The following is a 25,125-nucleotide window of genomic DNA, read 5'->3' on the forward strand; positions in this document are numbered from 1 at the left end:
TCCCCTTCTCTCTGAATTTACTTTTAATACGGGCTAAAATAAAAAAGGTTTCATATAAAACGGGACTAGAAAACTTCTGTCACTTTAATTATTTAATCCAATAAAATAAGCTCTCATTGCGAGAGCTTATTTTATTTAGATTGAGGATGTGCAACTCAAGCCTTCTATTGCGCTATAGCAATACTTTTGCTTAATCGTCCCAGTCTTCATCCTCATCCCAGTCATCTTTCGCTTCCTGAATCTTATTATAAAAAAATTCAATAAAGCTGTCTGCAACAGTATCTTGATAACCAATTACCCTATCCCATTCAACTACAGGGCATTCTCCGTCTTTCATTTTATTTGTATCTAGACAGTAAGCAAAGTAATCAACATCTTCAATAACCACAAGTCCATCAGTAAGGCCATAGTGTTCTTTATATTCATTAGTTCTATTTACAACTGATGCATGATCAAAGTTGTAGCCTAAAACCAAAACGCCGAATAAACCACCAGCACCGTATTTTTCTAAAAACCATTTATAACTGTTGGGGAGATCGCATTGGAGGTTTTCTTCAATGCGACCAATGTTTTCATGACTTGCACCTTCTGTAAATATAGCATTTTGTTTATTTTCATTAATAAAGTTCTCAACCTTCGAATAAATCATATAAACACCTCAATTCTCATTTTCAAATTGTTTCGCTCTCCATTTCCAATATCTCTTTCTAAAGCTCTCGTATTGTGCTTTTAAAACCTTATCATTTCTAAAACTTTCACCATCAGACTTAAGCTGATGAATGACATCACTATATTTTGTATGTAAGCTGTTCGGGATTTCAAGCATTGGGCCAGGTTCTTCTTGAATCAAGTGATGTAAATTAATCTGTGTACCGTCTTTTGCATAAGGGGCATTCCCGTTTTTCATTAGCTGAAGATTTGTAACACCGAATTCTGTTTTTTGATTAATATCAATATCTTTCATAGTATACACTCTACGGCTTACATCTTTAACTTTCCCCTTCGCCTTTACCTTCCCCTCTATTTCATATGCATCATACTTTTCTTTATTTAGCCAAGGAGGGCTTTTCTTTTGGCCAGTAAACGGTTTTCTTGTTCCATCCGGTATTTTCTTCGCATTAGTCAAAAGTTCATTCTTAAGGTTTTGGCTATCAACCACATTGTATGGCACGTTATCTGCTAGAGCAAGCTTATACTTAGGGTTGTAAGGCAGCAAATCTGGAATCTTAACGTCCTTGATTTTCTTACCTGCTTGACTTGCTTTATTTATTACCTTGCCCGCTGCATCTGCTTTGTTAATGGCTCCTGCACCTTTTGTACCAACAACAGCTACAGCCACTGAACCAATAGCATAGGTAACCCATCTTGATCTAGAATAGGCATCTCCATTCACCATATCCTTTTGATATGACTCTTCTATTGCTGCTGAAATGGCATCGTATGTTTTCACTGGATGCATAGCTGCATTACCCAGTGCTGAGAGTGTTTCTCCTGGATCGGTGATGAAGTCCCATATGCCGGTTACAGTGTCTTTTCCTACATCGTATAAACCAACTCCTACACCTTTTACGATATCCCAGGTGATTTCTCCTGCTCCTTCTAGCTGCTTCGCTTGTTCAATTTGCACTGCAAGCTGCACTTGAGTTGGCTCCAGATTCTCGTACCCTACTTTCTTAGCAATCTCTAAATATTCATCAGGGTCAGATACACCGTCATTAAGTTTTTTCTTTAATTCCTTGATTTCACGTTCCTTTGCTTCTTCTTTCTTCACACTTAAGTAAGCTTCAGAATGCTTTTCAATATCGCCTTTTTTCTTATGTATGTCACTTTCTCTGTACGCTTTAGCGTTATAGTGAATTGGTGTAGCGTTTTTTCCTTTGCCTGTTGATTCCTGCAGCTTTTTAAAGTCTTGCTGAATAAATTGTTCGTTTGGTTCTGTTTCAGCGTATTCTGTTTTTAAATCCTCATCAAGCTTGTTTAGCTTATCGATTGTTTTTTCACGTTTGTCATCTGCAGAAGAAAGTTTGTCTTTGAAGTCTTCTGTTGAGAATATTTCAAGGGGAAGGATATCATTGATGTTGTTTAATATGTCTTTCATTGCTTTTTTCTGTTCAGACATAATGGATTTTGATTTTGCATAAGCGTTAGCCAACTCGTGTTCTAGAAAGGATTCTTCTATGTAAGCATCAGACATCTTCGCATCTTCAAGTGTTGCAGACATGCTGCTTAAGAAAGCAATCTTCATATCGATAAGATCAATCCATTGGTCTGTTACGCCGACATGACCATGATAAAATGCTTTAATGTTGTCAGCACCCTTGCCTGAAAATTCACTGTCATCTAGGTTAGCTACTTCCTTAAACGCTTTTTTGAGCTTCACCATTTGCGACCTTAGTTCCTTATACTCTTTGGTTCTTTTATCCGCTTCAAAGAGTAATGAATCAGCCTCAAATACCTTCATATCATTCTCCTTCCTAGACTACTTCTATGTAAATTTTACCACAGTAATCTAATTGAATAACAGAAAAAGACAGCCAAAATGACTGTCTTATACATCACACACTATCTTGTTCTATAATAATTTTCTGCGGTATAGTAGCGCCAATCCCAAAAAGGTTCCCCATTGGCCAATATATACCGGTCTAAAAATTTTTCAAAGTTTAAATTTAATGGATTATATTCTAAACCACTTTCAAATATATAGAGATAGTTGGGATCACCTTGGTTCACTTTATCTTTATCGATCATTAAATGGCATTCTTCCAATAAGTAGCCAATTGGAATACCATTGATATCTTCAAACAAATCTTCATATTTTAACTCCTCTTCAATCTCTTCAAGGCTAAATAGCTGAAGTCCTCCACCTATATTCTCCCCATCAGAAAGAATCTCAAAAATTTTCGCACCGTTATGTAGTGTCATGAACTTCTGATAATCCTGTGGAAGGGTAAGCTGGTGTTTAGCCTCAAAGCTTTGAATGTCATTCAGGGTTGCTTTGTCCTGTGAAAAAGTAACAAGGAACTCCATGATATCACCTTCTGAACAAAACAATTTAATGGCTCCTTTTTCGTCTAAAAGACTTTTCAAGCCATTTACAGTCTTATGAACAAAGTTAGTCACATACATCACCCCTTTATTTCCTTTTAACAATAACCTTTCAAATTCCAAAAGATGTGAACAGATCGTGATAGGTGCTCTTTTCAGTGAATATAATGCAATAAATTCTAAAAAGAGGTGCCTCCAAAAATTGAATTCTCTAATGAATGATGACATGGTAAAGATCATTAGAAATGGCCTTAGCGCATCGCAGCATCCAAAGCACATTCTTGTTATAGGAGCTGGATTGTCCGGGCTTGTATCAGCATCTTTGTTGAAAAATGCCGGTCACAGAGTAACGATTCTCGAAGCGAGCGGCAGAGCGGGCGGCCGTGTCTGCACTTTGAGATCTCCCTTTAGTGATGATTTGTATTTCAACGCTGGCCCGATGCGCATACCGAATAACCATTCGTTAACCTTAGAATATATCAAAAAATTCAAATTGCCAACAAATGTATTTATCAACAGAACCCCGATGGACATCATTTATGCAAATGGAATCAAAACACGTCTCCAAGTTTTTGAACGAGCTCCTGGAATATTGAGATATCCAGTTGCACCAAATGAACAAGGGAAAACGTCTGAAGAGCTGATGCTTTCTTTACTGCAGCCTATTCTAAATTTTATCAATCAAAATCCAGCAAGAAATTGGCGGATTGTCGAAGAACAATACAAAAATCATTCGTTAAGCTCTTTTTTAAACACGTATTTTTCATATGGCGCGATCGATATGATCGGTGTACTTTTGGATATGGAAGCGTATATGGGGATGTCCCTTGTTGAAGTATTGCGGGAATCTATCTTTTTTTCATCCCCCGCTCACTTCTATGAGATAACTGGCGGTATGGATCTGCTGCCTCACGCGTTTCTTCCTCAATTAAAAACAAACATTCTATACCATCAAAAAATGATGAAAATGTCTCAGGGTGAAAATCGTGTTACGATCCATTGTCAGCATCAACAAACGGCAGAATTCACATCATTCACAGCTGATCTCGCTATTGTAACCATTCCTTTTTCAACATTGCGATTTGTAAAAGTCGAACCATACCATTCATTCTCTTACTATAAACGGAGGGCCATCCGTGAGCTAAACTATATCAGTGCAACAAAAATCGGCATAGAGTTTAAAAGCCGATTTTGGGAAAAAGCCGGTCAGCACGGCGGCAAATCTATTACTGATCTTCCGATTCGTTTTTCATATTATCCAAGCAGAAATATTGGAGCAAATGGACATGCTGTCATTCTGGCCAGCTATACATGGGCCGATGAGGCACTGATATGGGACAGTCTTTCAGAAGGAGAGCGAATCCAGTATACTTTACTGAATTTATCTGAAATCTATGGTGATATTGTGTGGTCTGAATTTGTGTCTGGCACTTCTTTTAGCTGGAGCCAGTACCCGTATTCTGCGGGAGGTTTTACAGCTTTCGAACCAGGACAAGAATTAGAGCTGTATCCCTATATTCCTGTCCCTGAGGGCAGAGTTCATTTCGCCGGAGAACACGCCTCACTCACTCATGCGTGGATGCAAGGCGCGATTGAATCTGGAATACGTGTTGCTTATGAGGTCAATCGCTTACCTTAGATCATGCTCACATCTTGTTAAAACTGGTTGATATAAAAAGAAGTGAAGAATTTATACTCCTTTGTTTAAAAGATTAATTCAAATATGGGATGTCTCAACATTCGGTTCTTTATTATCTTTATACACGTTTTGAATGCGGACCTCCCTTTTCTTCCATAATCATTAATAAATACCCAACCATAGGAAACGTTTTAATTAACCATCGGGCGAACTTTCTTTCACTGTATAACGATTCTTAATGTTGCTTTTTATCCTTTACTTGTCCTCTCTTTTTTTCATTGACTTACATTTCTTGAAAACCAGTATAAATCCTAAAGGAATTTTGTAACAAATACAGAATTGGAAAGAGAAGCGCCAAAAGAAATGCTAACTCCTTATCTCAAAGACAAAACTGCGCTTATATTAAAAGAAAGAGGTGTCTTTAGAATGGTTCATTTTAAAAACTGCCCTGATCCTTCTCTAAACGCCAATTCTCAGTCTCACCCCGAATTTTCATCCGAATTAGAACATATTAAGACAAGAATGCAAAACTTTATTAAGCACTCGGTTACAGACCAAAATATCGAAGTTACTGACGCAAGGGTGACGGCCGAAGGAGAGGTCACCTCTCTTTTAAAAGAACGTCTCGACAAGGAATATTATAGGCTTTTATCTAAAATCACCCGGGAAGTAAATGTGGCTGACTTCGGCGCTGTTCCAGATGGAAGAGACAATACTGAAGCTTTTCGAAAAGCAATCGGGAATGGCCGAGTCAAAGTACATGTTCCAGCGGGAGAATACCTCGTTCAAGGGATTAAACTTCCATCTTGGACAACAATTGTTGGACAAGGTAAAGGGATCACAGTGATTAAATTGCATGAAGACACTCCAGCGCATGAATGGGTGATTACAAATGATGATTATCAAAATGGAAATCGCAATATTTTTGTCCAAGGAATGTCATTAGACTGGAATCCAAGTAGACAATGCGGTGTGAGAAATCCAGGGGGACAGTTCTCCAGTTGTTTAACTTTTGCTAAGGTTGAATATGGGTGGATCAAAGATGTGGAAGCGATTAACGCAGGTCTTCATGGTATTGATATTACATCGCCAACGTATGACCATTTGCCTGATACCGATTGGACAAAAGACGGATCAAGATATATTTGGATCGATAACTGTGTGACATATGGTTCAGGAGACGACGGCATTACCACCCATTATAGCGAATACATCTTTATTTCAAACTGCCATTCAGGAAATCCGCGGGGAACAGAATTTGCTGAAGGTGTTTCAAACTCCAACGGAATAGAAATTGACGACGGCTCTAGGCATGTGTGGCTTTTGAATAACTTTACAAGCGGCAACATCCGCGGAGTTGAAGTAAAAGCCCATGAACTGTGGCCAGCCTCTCAAAACGTCCATATCATAGGCCATATTTCTTATCGCGATGTTCGTGCATTTGATCTTCGTCATATTGGTCACCATCAAATTACAGATCCTGAAAGCACAACAGCATACGATGTCACACTCATTGATTGTTCAGCAGTTGAACCAGTTTTCAACTCGCTTTACGATGCTGTGACCCCAAGAGCGCTGGTTATTTCGGCATATAAAAACGTTAATGTAAGCGGATTCACAGCGATTGGTGATCCAGACTATGATTATAAAGAAAACCCTGTCGTAGCCTTGCAATATCGCAGCCAAAATATAACCATTAATGGTATTAAAATTCGCGGTTTTAAAAAAGCCGGTGTTGATATTAATTTATCAGGCGGATCAAATAAAACTGATTATATTAAAATTTCAAATTTTGATATTTATAAATCTGCTCCAAAAGGAATTTCAATCGGTGGAGGCCTCTACAATGTCAATATTCTAAATGGAACGATGATTACTGACAATGGGACAGTTGCAATTCAGTCCCCCAATAATCAGGCCACAATTCTCGGTGTACAATCAGAAGGTTATAGTGTGGCAGCCTCAATCAAAGGCCAAACATACCAACAAGTTCCAATCAATTTGAAAGGAGGCATACAGCTTGCAACGACCTCTGGCTTTGCCGTTAACCAAACAAGCGCAGTTATAGCAGGTACCGGCGACATTACGGCCCGCGGAGAAAGAAATGCGGTCATTAGCTCTTCTGGAGGCTCCAGTACTGAAGGCTCTCGCGCATTAATCGCTTCTTCAAATAACGCACATATTAGAGGAAACCAAGCGTCAAGAACAATACTGTCTTCTGAAAATATTATACTTGAGGAACCATACACCGTGGCAGGAGGTCATCAATCAATAAAGTGGCTTCTTGACTCTGTTCGGGGAAACGGGACGTTTGCCGGTGCAATCAGTTCTTCTTTAGGTGGATATGGAGAGTATTTTGAGAGTTCAACTGGACAGTTAATCCATACTGGTACAATCGTGACTTTAAGAGGTGAAAAAATTGTGCCCGCGAATGTTGGAGATTATATGCTTGGCGTTATTTCAGAAACTTCAGCTTTCATTTCAGGAGCCTCCAGTTTCGTCTGGCAGGGCCGTTATTTGACAAATGAGTTCGGCGGATTTATTTATGAAACGGTGACTGATGAGGAAAGCGGTGAACTCATACGTGTTCCCAAACAAAATCCAGACTACGATACAGCGCTGGAGGCAAATTATCATTCACGGGCAGCAAGAGACGAATGGCACGTTGTAGGGTTGGTTGGCCAACATTATGTGCGTATTGACGAAACTGTCAATCAAGGAGATTATCTTACGGCACATAATGGAATAGGAACAAAAGCCACTGAAGGAAGCTGGAAAGTAATGAAAATAACCTCTGCTTACACATCAGAAAAAGGGTATGGTATCGCTCTAACCGTCATCAAATAGTGGATACGCCGACCAGTTCAATATATGTTTATCCAAATAATTAGATCTCTTTTCTAGGTTCTTTATTCCTTGTATGTTATTATCAATTTTCAATATCTACCAAAATACCCCTAATATACTATCGTAATTAACTTATATTATAATCAAAAAAATTTTGACAGCTGTTCCTTCTCGTTATTCATGAAAGTTGCTATTGAAATGAGTAAATGGATATCATATTAGACTTCTATAGCAAATACACCATATATATCCTTTAAGTATTTACAAATTGAAAATGTTTCATGAGGCTTATTAAAAGTATTGTTCTTTTATCATCTGTAAGTCGATACAAACTGCATTAAGATCACACCTAAATCTCACTGAGTTTTTTCTTACAAATAAAATGAAAACCCTTTCCATTCTAAATTCATTTCACCGTTACTAAAAGTAATCCTTGCATTCCTTCGCCCTCCATGCTATATTCATATAGCGATGAGCTGAATTGTGTAAGCCGATGTACATGCCTTTACGGCACACACGAATGTGGCGTGTGGTGCATCGCCTCAATACGCAAAGACGTTTGCCTTAGGCAAACGTCTTTTTTTGCGTTATCCGATTTTTGTGCCGTTTGGGACAGGCTGATCCGGCTGCAAAAGGACGACGTCGCCCTGGCCGGGTATGCCGCCGAGGACCAAGACTTCCGATTTAAATCCGGCGATCCGGCGGGGCGGAAAGTTCACGACTGCTATGACTTGCTTGTTGATGAGACCTTCCGGCTTGTAACGCTTCGTGATTTGTGCGCTCGATTGTTTTATGCCGATTTCAGTCCCAAAATCTATCACAAGCTTGATTGCCGGTACTCTTGCTTCAGGAAATTCTTCCGCTTTTACAATTGTTCCCGTTCTGATATCCAATTTCTCAAAGTCATCAATAACTGCCATATCAATAACTCCTTTTTCTCCTATTGTAAAGGAGATATACAATATTCTTTTAACTAAAGAGCCATCATTTTTTATCCGAATATAAGGTGTTTCGATACAGGCGGGGCGGCATTCCTGTGCTTTTCGTGAACCATCTTGTAAAAGAAGAAAGGTTTTGAAAGCCCAGCGCCTCGCTCACGACGGTAAGAGTTTCATTTCTCTCCATCAGCATTCTTTTTGCTTCCTCAAGGCGAAGGTCGGCAATATAGTTCTGCGGGGACTTCCCTGTCTGTTTTTTGAACCAGCTTGAATAGTAAGCTGGGTGATAATGCTCGATTTCTGCCAGCTTCTTAATCGTCAGCCGCTCAAATAAATGGCTGTGAATGTATGCAATTGAGGCATAGCTATGGGATTGAAGCTTTTCTTTTATGTATTGTACTAGCATATGAAGCGAGTTGGCTGTTCCGGCCTTTGCTTCCTCTGTCAGCAAGTACCTGATCGAAGACCAGAAAGGATCGAGGGCAGCTTCAATTCCTGATCCTGCACGATACTCATCAATTTTCATTGCATGAAGCGGAACATCCAGTACAAGACATTCATTTCTTCCGATAGAACGGAAGCGATGCTCGCACTGCGGCGGAATATATAAAAAATGATCCGGATTTAATTTCACCTGGCGCCCCTCAGTCTCAAGATCAATACTCCCTTCAAGCGGAAAAAGAAATTGGCTGTACGCGTGCTTATGTGAATGATATAGCCGTGTGTATGTCCGTTTTTCGCAAATTATCTCTTGAAGCGAGTCCATTAGCAAACCCCTTCCTTTGGTCATCTTTTAATCCGGTAATGGTGTTCCGATATAGGCGAAAAGCCGATTTTTCCATATAAAGAAACTGCCGCCAGATTTTCTTTCATCACTTGTAAAAACATGCGTTCCGCTCCGTTGTTTTTTGCCCATTCAGTCAACACCCTGATCACTTGGGTTCCTGCCCCTTTTCCTCTGTGCTCCTCAGCTACAACGATATTACTAAGTCCGCCATAACCATCAATGACAGAAACCGTGCCAAGCGCTGTCAGGCTTTCTTTGTCATACATCTTGAAAAAAGTTTTACACGGCGGCATGCGTTCGAATATGTGTTTGTAACCTTTGTGACGCTCGGGTGAAAACCCTTCTAATTGAATAAATTCATCTATCCAAACAGATGATGGCTCTTGTTCCCACTTGTATGTAAATCGGCTGTTGTCATTTGTTCGGCTCATAATTGACCGGCACAACGCTGTCATCTGGAAGCACTCGTCTACCTTTTCATAACGGCTGTCTGCCAATGCGTCATCAAGCCCTTTCGGTGATGCGTTGCTAATATGAAAACAAACAGGTAAGCCTAAACTTTGATAAAAAAGTTCGGCCTCTAGCTGAAAATCCCCTTCAGGCATATCCGCAGACGTCCATACGCTATTTGCCCTTTTGGTTACGCCAAAATTCGCTCTGAGAAGCCATTTCCCTATGCTTTTTTGAAAATAAGCCGGCCATGAAGCTGCCGCTAATCGTTCAATCTTGCGAATGTCATCCATTGCATAATGCCTCTCCCCTATGTATACTCCCTTGATATTATACAATATTCAGAAATATAAGACATCCATTTATTTGTTTACATAATATTTTTATTGTTTATTAATAATCCTGACAAAAATGTCCGAATTGAAAATGACAGGCTTTCTAAAATGTCCTCCTCACGTTCAAATGCTTCTTTTGCGATTAAAACAGTAAAGCCATGCAGCAGACTTCTGAGCCCCCTTGTCGCATGAATGGCAGTCTTTTCACTTGCATAGCCGTTTTCAATGAGCAGCTTCGTCACAAGACAGACAATTTGGTCAGAGACGATTTCCGTCCGTTTGTCGTGAACCTTAAGAAGAGCCGCTTCATAATATCCGGGATTTTCAATTGCAAAATCAACATATGCATGAGCTAAAGAAAGCATCGCGGAATCTCCCTTTCGTTCGGTTACGGAGTCCGCCATTTGATCAAAAAGCTTTGTCAGTCCTCTGACAGCAAGTTCTGCTCTGATCGCTTGCAGCCCGTTGATATGGTTATACAATGACGGGGGGCGAACATTCATTTTTTTAGAAAGTGCAGCAAGTGAGACACCATTTACCCCTTCCTGATCGGCAATCTCTGCTGCAGCGTCTACAATCATTTTTTGGGTCAAACCTATTCTCGGTGACATGCTCATCATCCTTTCTTTGCTTTTTGGATCGCCTGTCTCATCCGCTCTGAAGGTGATCGCAGGAATTTTCCATGTCCGACAGCGAGACAGGAAGGCGCCTTATCGGCGAGCAATTGTGCACTTTTGATGGCCTCCTCCTTATTCCATGTGGCGAAAGCGGGAAAAGGAAACGCCCATTTTATCTGACCTGATACAGCGATTCCTCCGCGCAACTGAAACGCATCTCCTGCTATTAAAGTGCCGTTTCTTGTATCAAGAAATGACATGCTGCCCGGTGTATGGCCCGGTGTTGGAATGGCAAGCAGAGAACCAATTGTTTCACCGCCCGTCAGCAGTTGGTGAGGCTTTGTTTGTATGTGTTTCGGAATACCTCCTTTTATAGGCGTCTGCGGCTCATCTTGCCGCAAAGATGTGTCACCTTGGAGCAAGAATGAATCCCGTTCCGAGATCATGACCTTTGCATGCGGAAATGTTTGTGCCAATGTATCCAGTGATCCGACATGGTCCCCATGTGCATGAGTCAGTAAAATATGCTGAAGCGGTTTTCCAAGCTGATTCACAGCTTGAATAATCCCTTTATAGCTGCCTGGCAGTGCGGCATCAATAAGGGTGACTTCGTTTTCTTCCTCTACTAAATAGCAATTAACCGGAAACAATGCTGGAAAAAAAGTCAGCTGCCAAACCGTTTGGTACTGAGTAATTCTCATCTTTTTATTCCTCCTAACAAAAACTAATGGTGTTAGTTTTATTATTAACTAACACCATTAGTTTTTCAAGAGTTTATTATTTTTTTATCGCTACATAAATGTTAACTTGTGCTCGCTGTGGCACTGCGGCATTTTGATCATACATCTCAAAGTCACCTGTAAACGTGCGCAGATGCCGCTTATCCCAAGTCCAAATTTCCTTCCACGTTTCAAGCACAATCTCTTCAATAGGACCGATTCTGGAAGTGAAAACGGCGTAAGCGGAAGCCGGCAAATCAATATTTTCATATGGTCCCGGAAGAATGTCGTCGTATTCCTGAAACGTTCCGACTGAAAACGTATAAAACCCATTCGTCTCTTGTTCATAATTCGAATATAAGGCAATAATGCTCTTGTCTTTTTCAGCCTGTGATAAAAGAGCGCTCATATCCTGCTTCCATAATTGATCCCACAGTGCCGGAATCCTCCTTTCTTCCGTCATTTCCAGTGCGTTGCTTGTCCGTTGTGATAGTCCGGCAAATCGTTTCAGGTCTAAGTGTGTTATATGTGAAAAGCCCATACGATCTCCTCCTTTTTTTAAGATTATAGACAAAGAAACCTGACAGCAGTGTGTCAGGTTTCATATATTTTTTGCATGTGATGAATGGTTTCTTTTACTTTATCCCTTATATGAAGAGGCTGCAGAACCTCAATATCCTTTCCGAACTGGAGCAAAAAACCGATCAGCCATTGATCTTCTGGAAGTGAAATCACCGCCTGGCAGATTTCATCTTCCTCACAACAGTGAAGGACATCATATCCGAACCATTCACCTATACGCTGACGTGCTGACGGCTGAACAAGAATAACCAATTCAGTTAAACGGTCCTTTTGGTACCAACTCTTATCCCATGGCAAAGTGTCCAGCTGAATGTCTTTTCTGATAAATGTCTGATGTAAGATGGCCAGATCTTTCATCCGGTTCAGTTTAAAAAAGCGAAAATCATTTCTTACCAGGCAGTAGGCATATAAATACCAGTGCCCCGCCTTGCAAACCAATGTATAAGGTTCAGTTTCCCGAAGTAGTGTTTCCCCGCTTGCGCTTGTATATGTAAAAGATATCGTTAACAACCGATCGATGGCAGCGCTGATTTTCTCGCGCAGCGTCTTTTGATCCTCAGTATGGCCCCAAGCCGTCATGTCAATAAACCATTTTTCTGTTTGGTGCTTAAATGCTTGAGTAGATTGCTCAGGTATAAGGTGTTTGATTTTTTGATAGGCTGTGCTGTGAGAAACGGGTTCATACATAGATGAAACGCTTTGCAAAGCGGAAGCAATTGCAAACAATTCCTCCTCCTTCAGCCACTCTCTTTCAAGCCGATACGTTTCCATGATGCCAATTCCGCCCCCGGAACCCTGTGAGGTCACAATCGGAATACCAGCCCTATTGATCGTCTCAATATCACGGTAAATTGTTCTGACAGATACTTCAAACAGCTCAGCAAGCTCTGCAGCCTGCACTTGTTTTTTGCTGATCAATAACACAACCATCGCTAACAAACGTTCCAGTTTCATTCTGCGCACCTTTTCTTCTTGTATTTTCCAACAAAACAATCATAACATTTTGATAAAGCTTGGGCATATCTATTATGCGGCGGAATACACCTCGCATATGCTATGAAAACAGGGGTTTCCCCTTCTTTTTTGTGTTCAGTATTTATTTCAGCTACTATTTCCGACCGGATAAGCATACACTTCTCAACGGAGGGGATTTCACATCATGCATCTTACACTTCAGAGCGTTTATCCTGCCATAATCATCATCTTTTTTCTGTATAAAAAAATTAAAAGGTCCATCGGATACCAGCCGCTGAAGCCCCGCTGGCTGTTCACCCGTATCATTCTTTTCTCGCTGTTTGCTTTTGGACTTTCAATCTTCAGCGCCATTCACCCTTTTTTATATGGATATCTCATTTTGGGCATTCTTGGCGGATGGCTCCTTGTCTTTTTCGCTAAGAAAAACATCTCTTTTGAAAAACGCAGAGGAAAGATCTATTTTCGGACTCATATTTGGGTAGAGGTGATTCTCTTAACTTTATTTCTATCAAGATTTCTGTATCGAGTGACGGAGCTTTATCTTACCTCACCTGATCTAAACCGCCTTGGATCATACAGTCAGTCAATCGGAACGGACCCTCTGACAATTGGCGTCTGTTTTCTGATAGCCGTTTATTATATCGGTTTTTCTTCTTTTATCATCAAGCTCAGCAGAAACGAACTTGAACAGCACGAATACAATAAAGAAAAAGACATCCTTGCCCGCTAACAGCGAGTTAAGCAAGGATGTCTTTTTCAATCATGCTGTGTATGATGGATCATTTGCTGAAGAACATCTAAAACATGTTCATCCTCCGGAGAGTAATAAATCGATGTTCCTTCTCTGCGCGATTTGACAAGCCGGAGATTTTTTAAAAATCTAAGCTGGTGGGACACAGTGGATTGCAGTAAATTCAGCTTTTCTGCAATTCCGTTTACTGCATGCTCACCTTGGGACAATAAATGGAGAATTCTGATTCGGGTAGGATCTGAAAGCGCTTTGAATGTTTGCGCGACTAGAAACAGCGTCTCCTCGTCCAGATCAGCAGCCGATTGTTCCGTTTCTCTAAATTCAGTCATATGTATCACCTTTCTTTATTCATAGTTTTATCTTATAACAAATGCGCTTGAGTGCAAACCAGCCTGCTTGTATTCCATTTCAATCTCATAGTTTAAATTTATGTTTCAAATCAGGTTTTTACTTGGTCTGATATACCCTCTTATGTCATAATAAAAAAGGTCATACTGCTCCAAACATTGAGGGTGAAACACAGTGAAGAAAAAGAGAAAAGGCTGTTTCGCTGCTGCGGGTTTTATGATGATTTTTGTCTTTGTCATCGCCTCTTTTTTATTGGTCCTGCTTTTTTTCAACCGGGATTTAATCAAAAAACTTCCGATCGATACGAAAACGATTGTTTTGGAACGTTTAACCGATTACAAACCCTTGGTGGAAGAAGAGCTTGAAAGCCAAGGACTCTCTAATTATACATCACTCATATTAGGCATGATGTATCAGGAGTCAAAAGGAAAAGGCAATGATCCCATGCAGTCCTCTGAATCTCTGGGGTTAAAACGCAATGAGATAACAGACCCTCAACTCAGTGTTAAACAAGGCATCAAGCAATTTACCCTCATGTACAAGACCGGTAAGGAAAAAGGCGTGGATTTGGATACCATTATTCAAAGCTACAACATGGGGGCAGGTTACATTGATTTTGTAGCTGAACATGGAGGAACGCATACTGAGGAATTGGCAAAACAATACTCCGAGCAGCAAGTCAAAAAAAATCCTGATCTGTATACTTGCGGGGGAAATGCGAAAAATTTCCGCTATCCGTATTGCTACGGTGATTATACGTATGCAGAAAAAGTAAAAGAAAAAACAAAAACTGTTGAAGAATCTTTGCAGGTTGCAACACTTGAAACCATGGAATCCAAGGCTCATGAATAAGAGTCTATCAATTTACTGACAAAAGCCCAAAAATGAATTTGGGCTTTTGCCATGTTTACACGTAAAAAAAGCCATACTGAGTATGGCTTTTAATAATACGGTGAAATCATCAAATATACAATAACGCCTGTAAGGCTTACATACAGCCATAGAGGCATTGTCCATCTCGCAATTTTTTTATGGCGCTCCACCTGCATGCTGAAGCCTCTGATCAGCGTAAACAGCGCAAGCGGCACAATAATTGCAGAAAGGCAGATATGTGTAATTAAAATAAAGAAATAAATCGGGCGCATAATACCTTCTCCGCCATAGAGCGTGTTTTCCGCAATCGAGTGGTACGTCACATAGCAAATCAAAAATAGTAATGTTGTTGTGAACGCAGCCAAAATAAAGCGTTTGTGAGCTTTGATATTTTTCTGTTTAATCATAATCAGCGCGGCCAATAAGAAGATAAACGTAAAGCTATTGAATATCGCATTCAGCATTGGCAAAATGTGAATATTCGCATGGCTGAACTGATCTAATTTAGGCATAAAAAACAGCACTGCGATTAAACCGTTAATCAGAACTGTCAGCGTAAGGACAATCCCCGTGTAATTTTTCGGTTTATTTTCTGTTTGGTTCATTTGGTGACCTCTCCTAATTTGTACTGGCTATCCAAATCGTATGCAAATTCAAAGAAGATGTCAACGGTTTCGATTGCTTCGTCAGAAATTAGACACACTTCAAAGGCCGGAGGCTATTAGCCCCGGCCTGTTAGGTTTACGCCTCTTTTATCAAATGTTCAATGACCTTATGTTCATTTTCATTCAGCAGGTTCTTTTGAATTTTCGAATGAATGGGTTTATTCATATGCTGATCCAAGATATCGGCCGTTTCTTTATCCCCGGCAATAACCATTCGTTCCCATCTTTTCGCGGCAGCTTTTTGATCAAGGCTGGCAGCCAGCCGCTTATACAGTCTCGATTGGTTCTCTGTTACATGTTCCCTCATCCGGTTCTCTTCAAATGGTGGCGCTTTGTCTACAGCGGAATGGCTATTCTTCCAAGACTCATTGATCATATCATACTCATAACGCTCCACCGCCTCAATTTTTCCTAAAACAGTTTCAATAATTTTCACTTCATGCTGCTGAGTTAAAATAAACGCCGTACTTGGGTATGTCTGGCGCAAACCCTTTAGCTGATCCAGGACAGCTGTTTCTTCCCAGTAAAATCTTGTATCTACAGGGACTTGAAGCTTAATAGGTTCCCATATGCCGCTGTCGGAAACAAAAAACACGAGACTGCGGGGCATGTCTTTTCCCATTGCATTCAAGTATTGATTCATTTTAGCCCTGATTCCATCCAGACACTTTTCCTCCTCTGGATCACTAGCTGCCAAATACTCTTTTAATCGGCTGAATCCTGACTTTAGGGCAATCTTCCATTCTCCCCCCTGCTGCTCTGGATCTCTCATGTCTGTATTGAGATACAGAGAGAGAATTTTATCCGGCGGTTCCAATTGGACATACTGTAATTTGTTAATCAATGAATCAATCGCCATTCCGATTCCTCCTTTTTCACAGGTTAGTTTTCTTTTTCCTCTCTTAAAAACGATCAAACCTGACTTTCCGCTAATTTCTAGTAATAATGGAATTGTTGTTTACAATACGCCTCTCTTCTAATACAATTGGTAACTGTGTTTCTAAGCTGTTTTTTGAAAGGAGTTTGATCTTGTTTACTGTTAAAGAAAAAAATCGTCAAGAGCTTGAGGAAGAACTAAATGATTTAGAATTTCAAATTTATCGCATGCAGGAGAATATGAAGGATTTATCTAAAGATGCCAAAGTGCTTGGTATTGATCAATCGAAACATGATGAGTGGATGATTGTTTCCTCGATTGATGATGGCCAAACATGCAAAATTATGCTAACTGATTGTAAAACGGCATACCGAGGAAAAGGCTGTTTTTCACTTGTAGCGTCTTACAAGGACGATGCCATTCATATAGGGGATATAAAAGGCCCTCCGAATCACGGGTTTGGCTCCATTTGCATGAAATATTTAAAAGATATTGCAAGAGACCATAATATACCGAAAGTCACCGGAGACATCGCCAAACGGGATTGGAATCATGTAGACCGGCTGATTCACTTTTATGAAAAACATCACTTCAAAGTATGTATCGATCATGATACCCAATCCGGCAGCATTAAGTGGGTTGATTTGTAAAAAAGTCTGGAAGAAAGAGCCAAGATATGCTGTAATGGTATAAAACCATTGATGGAGGGTTCTATGTACGCCTCAAAACTGAAAAAGGGAGACGAAATCCGGATCGTGTCTCCCGCGACCAGCATGTCTATATTATCAAATGAAGCAAAAATCCAAGCAAAAACGGCGTTAGAACGCTTAGGTTATCGGGTAACCATCGCTGAACACGCAAATGAATGTAACGAATTTGATTCATCCTCTATCGAGTCAAGAGTCCATGATCTGCACGCTGCCTTTTTTGATCCAGGCGTCAAAGCGATTTTAACGACACTCGGAGGGTTTAATTCAAATCAGCTGCTGCGTTATCTTGATTACGAGAAAATCAAACGACATCCAAAAATTCTGTGCGGTTATTCCGATATAACCGCTCTTTGCAACGCTATTTATCAAAAAACGGGTCTTGTTACGTATTCAGGTCCCCACTTCTCAACATTTGCAATGAAAAAAGGACTCGATTATACAGAGGAGTATTTTCTTTCTTGCTGCGCTTCAGACGATCCGTTTGAAATTCACCCCTCAAGTGAGTGGAGCGATGATCGCTGGTTTTTGGATCAAGAAAACAGGCGTTTTTATCCTAATAACGGCCCTGTTGTAATCCAAGAAGGTTATGCGGAAGGTACTTTAATTGGCGGAAACTTATGCACGCTTAATTTGCTGCAGGGAACGGAGTATTTTCCCGAAACAGAACATACTATTTTATTGATTGAAGATGATTATATGTCAGACATCCATATGTTTGACCGCGATCTGCAATCACTCATCCACCTCCCCGCTTTTTCACATGTAAAGGCGATTTTGATCGGCAGATTTCAGAAAGCATCAAACGTATCAATAGATCTTGTAAAAGCCATGATCGAAACAAAAAAAGAATTATCCGGCATCCCGATCATCGCAAATATAAATGCCGGACATACCTCGCCAATTGCCACGTTCCCTATAGGAGGAACATGCAGGATTGAAGCTATTTCGGGTACATCACGAATATGGATTGATAAACATTAATCAGCTTGTAAATTTTTTTACAAGCTTTTTTAGCGCAATCGGCTATGCATGCCGCACGAGACATGACAAATGTCATATAGGAGGCATGATGTGTGCTACTACAAAAGACTTCTCTCATTAGCGTATACTGAACCGAGACACACAATGAGAGGATACTTACTATGACTGAACAAACCATTGCACATAAACAAAAACAGCTGACAAAGCAAGTCGCTGCATTTGCTCAGCCTGAAACAAAAAACAGCCTGATTCAGCTTTTAAACACGTTTATCCCATTCTTCGGCCTATGGTTTCTTGCTTATCTCAGCCTCGATGTCTCCTATCTTCTTACGTTAGCATTAACGGTGATTGCCGCAGGTTTTCTGACAAGAATTTTTATCATCTTCCATGACTGCTGCCATCAATCTTTTTTCAAACAAAAACGCTATAACCACATTCTCGGTTTTCTGACAGGTGTCCTGACTTTATTCCCGTATCTTCAATGGCAGCACAGCCATTCGATTCATCATGCAACTAGCAGCAATCTGGATAAACGCGGAACAGGAGACATCTGGATGTTAACAGTAAACGAATATAAAGCTGCATCCAGACGAACAAAGCTTGCATACAGACTTTATAGAAACCCGTTTATCATGTTTATTCTCGGACCGATTTATGTTTTTCTGATCACGAACCGTTTTAACAAAAAAGGCGCAAGACGCAAGGAACGTGTAAACACATACCTTACGAATCTGGCAATTGTCGCGTTGGCTGCCGCTTGCTGTCTGATCTTTGGCTGGCAATCGTTTTTACTGGTGCAAGGCCCGATATTTCTGATTTCAGGTTCAATCGGTGTTTGGCTGTTTTATGTGCAGCATACCTTTGAAGATTCTTATTTTGAAGCGGATGAAAACTGGAGCTACGTTCAGGCTGCTGTTGAAGGCAGCTCATTTTATAAACTCCCGAAACTGCTTCAATGGCTAACAGGCAATATTGGTTACCACCACGTTCATCATTTGAGTCCAAAGGTGCCTAACTATAAGCTTGAAGTTGCTCATGAACATCACGAACCATTAAAAAACGTACCGACAATCACCTTAAAAACAAGCCTGCAATCACTTGCGTTCCGTCTATGGGATGAAGATAACAAACAGTTTGTGTCATTTCGGGCTATAAAACATATACCTGTAAGCCTTCCGCCTGATTCACCAGAAAAACAGAAGCTGCGGAAGAATGCCTGATGATAAAGGAGGTCTTCTAATATACTAGAAGGCTTCCTTTTTATTGTTGGAGGGTGCATTCTGGCTTTCACAATGATAAAGTTACAAGTAAGATGAAAAGCTGAAAATGAGGTAAGATCATGATTAAAAATCATTTTACATTTCAAAAACTAAACGGGATTACGCCCTATATATGGACGATATTTTTCATCCTCCCCTTCTACTTTATATGGAAATCATCATCTACATTTGTTATTATTGTCGGCATCATTTTGACGCTTTTATTTTTTTCGGTATATCGATTTGCTTTTGTCTCAAAAGGCTGGACCATTTATTTGTGGGGATTTTTATTAATTGGCATTTCAACCGCCTCCATTACTCTGTTCAGTTATATTTATTTTGCTTTCTTTATTGCTTATTTTATTGGAAACATTAAGGAACGCGTCCCTTTTCATATTTTATATTATGTCCATTTAATAAGCGCGGCCGTCGCAGCCAATTTCAGTCTCGTATTAAAAAAGGAATTCTTTCTGACACAAATTCCTTTTGTCGTTATTACCCTCATCAGCGCAATTTTATTGCCCTTCAGTATAAAAAGCCGCAAGGAGCGCGAACGACTTGAAGAAAAGCTCGAGGATGCAAATGAACGGATTGCAGAACTGGTAAAATTAGAAGAACGTCAGCGAATTGCCCGCGATCTCCATGATACGCTTGGGCAAAAGCTTTCTCTTATTGGTTTAAAAAGCGACTTAGCAAGAAAATTGATATACAAAGATCCCGAACAAGCAGCTCGTGAACTGAAAAGTGTTCAGCAAACAGCGCGAACTTCTTTAAATGAAGTAAGAAAAATCGTTTCCTCTATGAAGGGCATCCGGCTCAAGGATGAATTGATCAACATCAAACAAATTCTCGAAGCAGCTGACATTATGTTTATCTATGAAGAAGAGAAATGGCCCGAGAATATCTCATTGCTGAATGAAAACATTTTGAGCATGTGCTTAAAGGAAGCTGTCACAAATGTCGTCAAACACAGCCAGGCTAAAACTTGCCGAGTTGACATTCAGCAGCTCTGGAAGGAAGTTGTGATTACAGTGTCTGACGATGGAACATTCAAAGGAGAAGAAAATTCCTTTTCAAAAGGACATGGCTTACTCGGGATGAGAGAACGGCTTGAGTTTGCAAACGGAAGCCTTCACATCGATACCGAAAACGGGACCAAGCTTACCATGGCAATTCCTAATAATTCAAAATAAACATAAAGGATGGCTTATATGATTAGTATATTTATTGCAGAAGATCAGCAAATGCTGCTGGGCGCTTTAGGATCACTTCTAAACCTCGAAGACGATATGGAAGTCGTAGGCAAAGGTACAACCGGCCAAGATGCTGTTGATTTTGTCAAAAAACGCCAGCCTGATGTATGTATTATGGACATTGAAATGCCCGGAAAAACAGGGCTTGAAGCTGCTGAGGAGCTAAAAGATACAGGCTGCAAAATTATCATCTTAACCACCTTCGCCAGACCCGGTTACTTTCAGAGAGCTATTAAAGCTGGCGTTAAAGGCTATTTGTTAAAAGACAGTCCGAGTGAAGAGCTGGCCAACGCCATCCGTAGCGTCATGAACGGAAAACGCATCTATGCACCTGAACTGATGGAGGACTTATACAGCGAAGCTAACCCTCTTACAGATAGAGAAAAAGAAGTGCTCGAACTTGTGGCTGACGGTAAAAACACAAAAGAAATCGCTCAGGAACTCAGCATCAAAAGCGGGACGGTGCGGAATTATATCTCAATGATTCTAGAAAAGCTTGAAGTGAAAAATCGAATTGAAGCCATTACCCGGTCAAAAGAAAAAGGCTGGTTTAAATAAAAAAGGATCTTGGCATCTGCCAGGATCCTTTTTGTTAACCTGAAATTCCCGTTTGAGAACCTCGTCGCAACCAGAATTAAATTGATCCATATCCTCGCTCCTACGCCCGCTGAACGATTGTTTGGTTAACAGCCCAATAAAAGACTGGATTGAATGATATCCCTGTTAAAATGGTCGGCCATTGCACATCAGCAGAATTTCTGATATTGATTATATTGTATTTTCAGTATGACAAAGTTGTGCCACTTCGCTCCCGAAGCTGCCATGCCCAACTGCAAGAGCCTAATATCACAATAAAAAACCGTCTGAAATCAATCCGATTCCGTAAATGGTATCTGCTACATCCAACTGCTTATTATCTGCCAAAAACACCAGCTCGTTTCGCTGATCAAAGATAGTAACAACCAGCTATAAATGTCATGATGCCGAATGTCTCTGTAATGTGGAATCAATCTTTTAACCCGAGAGCCCCTGAATCGCACATAAAGAAAAACGGGACCACTTTCTTTTATCAGCATATGATATAAACAGCTCTAAGCAGAACAAAAAAAGACACAAGCCAAAAGCTTATGTCTTTTATCACAATCTATATTATTAGTTTAAGACTTTAACACTTACAGTTTTGACGCCCCAATTAGAAGCATCACTTTTACTTGGTACAAATACGTCGATTTTATTTCCTTTAATAGCGCCGCCAGTGTCTGCTGCTGTTGCTTCCCCGTAGCCTTCAACATAGACTTTAGAACCTAGCGGAATTACATTAGGATCAACCGCAATAACTTTCGCGTTCGGGTTCTTATTTAAGTCAATGCCTGTAGCTGTAACGCCGGAAATGCCGCCGTCGTTAGCAGTGTAAGCAGTAGCAGTAACTGTTAGTTCTTTTGAAGCTTCTTGATTATTTGTATTTGATTGAACAGCCTTCTCCTCTGTGTTAACAGAAGTTTCTGCCTCAGCCTTTGTTTCTTGTTTAGGTTGCTGTTGTACAGCTTCTTGTTTAGGTTGCTCTTTTTGCACAGCCTCTTGTTTTGGCGCAGCTTGAGGTGCGTTTGTTTGCGCATTCTCAGTAGCTGTGTTTGCTGCTGTTGCCTGACCTTTTACTGAAAGAGTTGATCCAGCATAGATCATGTCAGAGCTTAAGTTATTCCAAACTTTCAGGTTGTTGACTGTCGTGCCGAATTTTTGAGCAATCTTAGAAAGCGTATCTCCCGCTTTAATTGTATATTGCCCAGTCGTGGTTGTTTCTTCTGAAGAAATGGTCAGTTTTTCTCCTGCAATGATTTTATCAGAAGTTAACTTGTTCCATTCTTTTAAGTCCTTTAGGTTCACTCCATTTTTCTGAGAGATTCCCCAGAGCGTATCACCCTTTTGCACCGTAATTTCTTTTGCAGAAGCGTGAGCTCCGAATGCAGTTGTTGAAAGTGCAGCAACTGCCACAAAGGACATAATCGTCTTCTTCATAAGTAAATCCTCCCTTGTTAGCTTTTTATTGGCGGCTAACAGGTGATATCGTAACACACGTAAATGTCAAATCAATAACAAAAAGATATGATTTAGATTACAGTTCCTTTACATGAAGGATTTCTCTCTGATGGAAAGACTTGCTGAACCCTTGATATAATAGGCTTCGCAGGTCTTTTTATTTTGAGGCGAAACAGAGAAAATAAAATGTGTTTTTTATAGAAAAAAAGATTGTTTTTCTGTTTTTTTAGTCTGTCATCCTTGCATAAGCCTGTATTTCTTGTAAAAAAAGCCGGCCGTATTTTGCTCTTTTTTGTTCTCCGACTCCTTTTATAGACAAAAGTTCATCATCATTTACGGGCTGTTTTCCTGACATTTCTTTTAACGTTTGGTCAGAGAAAACAACAAATGGCGGAACACCCTGCTCAGCCGCAATTTCTTTCCGAACCATGCGCAATCGTTCAAATAGCTCGTCATTTTCAGTAATCGCTGCCGCTTTTAACGCTTCTTTTCTCGCTACTGATAATTCTCCTTTCAGCACATTCCTTCCTTTACTGCTGACAAAAAGAGTCGGAAACGTTCCGTCTGACATCCTGATGAAGTCGTCAGAAATAAGAAATTCGATAAAATCACTGATTTCGCCAACGGATTGGTGTTTTAATATCCCGTATGTTGAAAGGTCGGAAAAGCCGTTTTCAAGAACTTTTTTATTTTTGGAGCCGGCAAGCACCTGGGCAACCATCGTCTTGCCAAACCGTTCTTTCATGCGAATGATACAAGATAAGACCATTTGCGCCTCCCGCGTCACGTCATGGGCCGCTCTTGTATCGGTACAGTTTCCGCACTGTCCGCACGCATCAGGCTCCTTTTCTCCGAAATACATAAGGATAAAACGCTGCAGACAATCTTCCGTATGACAGTAGTCGACCATTTGTCTCAGCTTTTTTAAATCCTGCTTTTGTTTCTCTTCATGTTCTGATTGCTCAATTAAGAAGCGCTGCACCATAATATCCTGCGGTGAAAACAGGAGAACACATTCACTGGCAAGACCGTCCCGTCCAGCTCGTCCTGCCTCTTGATAATAGCTTTCCATATCTTTCGGGATTTGTGCATGCAGAACAAATCTGATATTTGATTTATCAATACCCATTCCAAAAGCAGAGGTTGCCACCATCACTTGAAGCTCATCATTAAGAAATCTTTCCTGCTGCTCTTTTCTCACATCATCAGCCAAACCTCCATGATACCGGCCTGCCCTGACCTGATTTCGTTTCAATCTCTCATATATCCGATCAGCTTCTTTTCTGGTCGCTGTATAGACAATTCCTGCTTCATGCCTGTTGTTTTGCACATATTCGTCTATAAACCGATCTTTATTTTCTCCTTTTACTACTTTAAAGGTTAAATTCTCTCGGGAAAATCCGGTATATACCGTGTTTTCTTTTTGAATATGCAGCTGTTTGCAAATATCATCATGAACCTCGGGTGTGGCTGTTGCTGTTAACGCCATGATGACAGGCTTGTCGTGTAATTCACGGAACAAGATTTCAATATTCCTGTAGCTTGGCCTGAAATCATGGCCCCATTGAGAAATACAATGCGCCTCGTCTATTGCGACCAAAGGAACATCTATGCCCTGCAAAATCCGGATAAACTCTATGGACGTTAGTCGCTCTGGTGTAATGTAAAAAAGCTTATAAGCCCCTTCTTTGAGTCCGTTCAGCCTCTCATATATTTCCTGATTGGATTGTGTGCTGTTAATGTAGGCGGCGTTAATCCCCGCTTCTTCTAACGCATCAACTTGATCCTTCATCAAGGAAATCAACGGTGAAATGACGATCGTCGTCCCTTCAAACATTAATGCCGGAATCTGATAGCAAATCGATTTGCCGCCTCCCGTCGGCATAATGCAGGCCGTATTTTGCCTCGCTTCCGTCACCAAGCGGATCGCTTCATCTTGGCCGCTCCGAAACTTCTCATAACCAAAATAATGAGCCAGAAGGGATTGGGCTCTATGTAACATAACGTGTAAACCTCGCTTTTCCTTGAATTTCTCCCATCATATCATAAAAAAGCGGCCTTCATTTCTTTCACACAAAAATGGAATATTCACTATACCAAACCTTTTTAGATAAAATAAAAAGCCATTTCCGAAAAGGAAATGGCTTTCGCTACGTCTTGCCGTATGCAAGTAAGAAAGTTTTAAACCACCACTCCTCAAAGTGGGTGTTTGCAGAAACGTTCCTGTCGTCCTCTGCAATGGAGGCATGACATTCCGGCTTCGATATAAAACTCCCTATTACAGCTTAAAGGTTAAAACTTAATTAACAATACGCACAAAGTAGCTTCTTTAATATAGTACACCATCAGGCGCTTTTAATCAAGAGGTCAGAACAATTGTTTAGAAAAACTTTTTCCAGTGAATAAAACTGTTTTTTCTCCAAAATACCTGACAATT

General features: G+C 40.4%; 24 protein-coding genes and 1 other RNA gene. 9 read left to right on the forward strand and 16 right to left on the reverse strand.

The features are described 5' to 3' along the window. Window positions 1-190 precede the first annotated feature (190 nt). The 3 genes from yobK to NST22_RS10515 form a co-directional block, all read right to left on the reverse strand. Window positions 191-649 carry a type VII secretion system immunity protein YobK gene (yobK, locus tag NST22_RS10505; protein WP_003231326.1) on the reverse strand — a complete coding sequence of 153 codons (459 nt, stop codon included), beginning with the start codon at window positions 647-649 and terminating at the stop codon, window positions 191-193. A gap of 9 nt (window positions 650-658) precedes the next feature. Further along, window positions 659-2,461 carry an LXG family T7SS effector ribonuclease toxin YobL gene (yobL, locus tag NST22_RS10510; RefSeq protein ID WP_004399481.1) on the reverse strand — a complete coding sequence of 601 codons (1,803 nt, stop codon included), beginning with the start codon at window positions 2,459-2,461 and terminating at the stop codon, window positions 659-661. Between the two features lie 101 nt (window positions 2,462-2,562). Beyond that, the gene (locus NST22_RS10515) at window positions 2,563-3,120 is read right to left on the reverse strand and encodes an SMI1/KNR4 family protein (protein ID WP_004399321.1); all 558 of its coding nucleotides are present in this window, start codon (window positions 3,118-3,120) and stop codon (window positions 2,563-2,565) included. 127 nt (window positions 3,121-3,247) lie between these two features. On the opposite strand from NST22_RS10515, the gene NST22_RS10520 reads away from it, so the two are divergent. Beyond that, on the forward strand, window positions 3,248-4,684 hold the full coding sequence (locus tag NST22_RS10520) for a flavin monoamine oxidase family protein (RefSeq protein ID WP_004399325.1): 1,437 nt from the start codon (window positions 3,248-3,250) through the stop codon (window positions 4,682-4,684). 426 nt (window positions 4,685-5,110) lie between these two features. Then, entirely contained in the window at window positions 5,111-7,531 is a 2,421-nt protein-coding gene (locus NST22_RS10525) for a peptidase G2 autoproteolytic cleavage domain-containing protein (protein ID WP_004399426.1), read from the forward strand. 587 nt (window positions 7,532-8,118) lie between these two features. Here NST22_RS10525 and csaA read toward each other — a convergent pair. From csaA to NST22_RS10560, 7 genes are all read right to left on the reverse strand, one after another. Continuing rightward, complete coding sequence (csaA, locus tag NST22_RS10530) at window positions 8,119-8,451, reverse strand: chaperone CsaA (protein WP_004399582.1); 333 nt, start codon at window positions 8,449-8,451, stop codon at window positions 8,119-8,121. 64 nt (window positions 8,452-8,515) lie between these two features. Continuing rightward, window positions 8,516-9,241 carry a helix-turn-helix domain-containing protein gene (locus tag NST22_RS10535; protein WP_010886529.1) on the reverse strand — a complete coding sequence of 242 codons (726 nt, stop codon included), beginning with the start codon at window positions 9,239-9,241 and terminating at the stop codon, window positions 8,516-8,518. A gap of 14 nt (window positions 9,242-9,255) precedes the next feature. Further along, window positions 9,256-9,999 (reverse strand): GNAT family N-acetyltransferase, encoded by a 744-nt coding sequence (locus NST22_RS10540; protein WP_003231298.1) that lies wholly within the window; start codon window positions 9,997-9,999, stop codon window positions 9,256-9,258. A 77-nt stretch (window positions 10,000-10,076) separates the two neighbouring features. Continuing rightward, on the reverse strand, window positions 10,077-10,652 hold the full coding sequence (locus NST22_RS10545; protein ID WP_004399277.1) for a TetR-like C-terminal domain-containing protein: 576 nt from the start codon (window positions 10,650-10,652) through the stop codon (window positions 10,077-10,079). A 5-nt stretch (window positions 10,653-10,657) separates the two neighbouring features. Further along, entirely contained in the window at window positions 10,658-11,359 is a 702-nt protein-coding gene (locus tag NST22_RS10550) for an MBL fold metallo-hydrolase (RefSeq protein ID WP_003231294.1), read from the reverse strand. Window positions 11,360-11,435: 76 nt separating this feature from the next. Continuing rightward, window positions 11,436-11,918 carry a GyrI-like domain-containing protein gene (locus NST22_RS10555; RefSeq protein ID WP_003231292.1) on the reverse strand — a complete coding sequence of 161 codons (483 nt, stop codon included), beginning with the start codon at window positions 11,916-11,918 and terminating at the stop codon, window positions 11,436-11,438. Window positions 11,919-11,971: 53 nt separating this feature from the next. Next, window positions 11,972-12,913 carry a YafY family protein gene (locus NST22_RS10560; RefSeq protein WP_003231290.1) on the reverse strand — a complete coding sequence of 314 codons (942 nt, stop codon included), beginning with the start codon at window positions 12,911-12,913 and terminating at the stop codon, window positions 11,972-11,974. 205 nt (window positions 12,914-13,118) lie between these two features. On the opposite strand from NST22_RS10560, the gene csk22 reads away from it, so the two are divergent. Then, a complete protein-coding gene (gene csk22, locus NST22_RS10565) occupies window positions 13,119-13,664 on the forward strand; it encodes a mother cell-specific sporulation protein Csk22 (RefSeq protein ID WP_004399253.1) in 546 nt (181 codons plus the stop codon). 26 nt (window positions 13,665-13,690) lie between these two features. Here csk22 and czrA read toward each other — a convergent pair whose 3' ends face one another. Further along, window positions 13,691-14,014 carry a Zn(II)-responsive metalloregulatory transcriptional repressor CzrA gene (czrA, locus tag NST22_RS10570; RefSeq protein ID WP_003231284.1) on the reverse strand — a complete coding sequence of 108 codons (324 nt, stop codon included), beginning with the start codon at window positions 14,012-14,014 and terminating at the stop codon, window positions 13,691-13,693. Between the two features lie 193 nt (window positions 14,015-14,207). Between czrA and NST22_RS10575 the strand changes: the two genes are divergently transcribed. Then, a complete protein-coding gene (locus NST22_RS10575; RefSeq protein WP_003231283.1) occupies window positions 14,208-14,885 on the forward strand; it encodes a lysozyme family protein in 678 nt (225 codons plus the stop codon). 89 nt (window positions 14,886-14,974) lie between these two features. Here NST22_RS10575 and NST22_RS10580 read toward each other — a convergent pair whose 3' ends face one another. Next, a complete protein-coding gene (locus NST22_RS10580; protein ID WP_003231280.1) occupies window positions 14,975-15,511 on the reverse strand; it encodes a DUF420 domain-containing protein in 537 nt (178 codons plus the stop codon). 136 nt (window positions 15,512-15,647) lie between these two features. Next, window positions 15,648-16,430 (reverse strand): VLRF1 family aeRF1-type release factor, encoded by a 783-nt coding sequence (locus tag NST22_RS10585; RefSeq protein WP_004399450.1) that lies wholly within the window; start codon window positions 16,428-16,430, stop codon window positions 15,648-15,650. A 170-nt stretch (window positions 16,431-16,600) separates the two neighbouring features. Here NST22_RS10585 and NST22_RS10590 point away from each other — a divergent pair, with 170 nt between their 5' ends. The 5 genes from NST22_RS10590 (at window position 16,601) to desR (ending at window position 21,209) form a co-directional block, all read left to right on the forward strand. Next, window positions 16,601-17,098, forward strand: a complete 498-nt coding sequence (locus NST22_RS10590) for a GNAT family N-acetyltransferase (protein WP_004399390.1) — start codon at window positions 16,601-16,603, stop codon at window positions 17,096-17,098. 63 nt (window positions 17,099-17,161) lie between these two features. Then, window positions 17,162-18,139 carry an LD-carboxypeptidase gene (locus NST22_RS10595; RefSeq protein ID WP_004399250.1) on the forward strand — a complete coding sequence of 326 codons (978 nt, stop codon included), beginning with the start codon at window positions 17,162-17,164 and terminating at the stop codon, window positions 18,137-18,139. Between the two features lie 161 nt (window positions 18,140-18,300). After that, the gene (desE, locus tag NST22_RS10600; RefSeq protein ID WP_004399588.1) at window positions 18,301-19,359 is read left to right on the forward strand and encodes a fatty acid desaturase DesE; all 1,059 of its coding nucleotides are present in this window, start codon (window positions 18,301-18,303) and stop codon (window positions 19,357-19,359) included. A 119-nt stretch (window positions 19,360-19,478) separates the two neighbouring features. Continuing rightward, a complete protein-coding gene (gene desK / locus NST22_RS10605; protein ID WP_003231271.1) occupies window positions 19,479-20,591 on the forward strand; it encodes a two-component sensor histidine kinase DesK in 1,113 nt (370 codons plus the stop codon). Window positions 20,592-20,609: 18 nt separating this feature from the next. Beyond that, window positions 20,610-21,209 (forward strand): two-component system response regulator DesR, encoded by a 600-nt coding sequence (gene desR, locus NST22_RS10610; protein WP_004399356.1) that lies wholly within the window; start codon window positions 20,610-20,612, stop codon window positions 21,207-21,209. Window positions 21,210-21,803: 594 nt separating this feature from the next. Here desR and NST22_RS10615 read toward each other — a convergent pair. The 3 genes from NST22_RS10615 to ssrS form a co-directional block, all read right to left on the reverse strand. Continuing rightward, window positions 21,804-22,667, reverse strand: a complete 864-nt coding sequence (locus tag NST22_RS10615) for a 3D domain-containing protein (RefSeq protein ID WP_003231267.1) — start codon at window positions 22,665-22,667, stop codon at window positions 21,804-21,806. 247 nt (window positions 22,668-22,914) lie between these two features. After that, window positions 22,915-24,690, reverse strand: coding sequence for a DNA helicase RecQ (recQ, locus tag NST22_RS10620; protein ID WP_004399229.1), 1,776 nt, complete (start codon window positions 24,688-24,690; stop codon window positions 22,915-22,917). Window positions 24,691-24,831: 141 nt separating this feature from the next. Further along, a non-coding RNA gene (gene ssrS / locus NST22_RS10625) (6S RNA) lies at window positions 24,832-25,018 on the reverse strand. Between the last annotated feature and the right edge of the window lie 107 nt (window positions 25,019-25,125).

This window comes from Bacillus sp. PS237 (assembly GCF_037963345.1).
Lineage (GTDB): Bacteria > Bacillota > Bacilli > Bacillales > Bacillaceae > Bacillus > Bacillus subtilis.

Coding starts and splice junctions, on each gene's coding strand:
- NST22_RS10550 (WP_003231294.1), bottom strand. CDS start 11,359: ATGAGAATTACTCAGTACCAAACGGTTTGGCAGCTGACTTTTTTTCCA.
- NST22_RS10525 (WP_004399426.1), top strand. CDS start 5,111: ATGGTTCATTTTAAAAACTGCCCTGATCCTTCTCTAAACGCCAATTCT.
- recQ (WP_004399229.1), bottom strand. CDS start 24,690: ATGTTACATAGAGCCCAATCCCTTCTGGCTCATTATTTTGGTTATGAG.
- desE (WP_004399588.1), top strand. CDS start 18,301: ATGACTGAACAAACCATTGCACATAAACAAAAACAGCTGACAAAGCAA.
- czrA (WP_003231284.1), bottom strand. CDS start 14,014: ATGACTGAATTTAGAGAAACGGAACAATCGGCTGCTGATCTGGACGAG.
- desK (WP_003231271.1), top strand. CDS start 19,479: ATGATTAAAAATCATTTTACATTTCAAAAACTAAACGGGATTACGCCC.
- NST22_RS10555 (WP_003231292.1), bottom strand. CDS start 11,918: ATGGGCTTTTCACATATAACACACTTAGACCTGAAACGATTTGCCGGA.
- desR (WP_004399356.1), top strand. CDS start 20,610: ATGATTAGTATATTTATTGCAGAAGATCAGCAAATGCTGCTGGGCGCT.
- yobK (WP_003231326.1), bottom strand. CDS start 649: ATGATTTATTCGAAGGTTGAGAACTTTATTAATGAAAATAAACAAAAT.
- csk22 (WP_004399253.1), top strand. CDS start 13,119: ATGCATCTTACACTTCAGAGCGTTTATCCTGCCATAATCATCATCTTT.
- NST22_RS10560 (WP_003231290.1), bottom strand. CDS start 12,913: ATGAAACTGGAACGTTTGTTAGCGATGGTTGTGTTATTGATCAGCAAA.
- NST22_RS10540 (WP_003231298.1), bottom strand. CDS start 9,999: ATGGATGACATTCGCAAGATTGAACGATTAGCGGCAGCTTCATGGCCG.
- NST22_RS10545 (WP_004399277.1), bottom strand. CDS start 10,652: ATGTCACCGAGAATAGGTTTGACCCAAAAAATGATTGTAGACGCTGCA.
- yobL (WP_004399481.1), bottom strand. CDS start 2,461: ATGAAGGTATTTGAGGCTGATTCATTACTCTTTGAAGCGGATAAAAGA.
- csaA (WP_004399582.1), bottom strand. CDS start 8,451: ATGGCAGTTATTGATGACTTTGAGAAATTGGATATCAGAACGGGAACA.
- NST22_RS10615 (WP_003231267.1), bottom strand. CDS start 22,667: ATGAAGAAGACGATTATGTCCTTTGTGGCAGTTGCTGCACTTTCAACA.
- NST22_RS10580 (WP_003231280.1), bottom strand. CDS start 15,511: ATGAACCAAACAGAAAATAAACCGAAAAATTACACGGGGATTGTCCTT.
- NST22_RS10595 (WP_004399250.1), top strand. CDS start 17,162: ATGTACGCCTCAAAACTGAAAAAGGGAGACGAAATCCGGATCGTGTCT.
- NST22_RS10585 (WP_004399450.1), bottom strand. CDS start 16,430: ATGGCGATTGATTCATTGATTAACAAATTACAGTATGTCCAATTGGAA.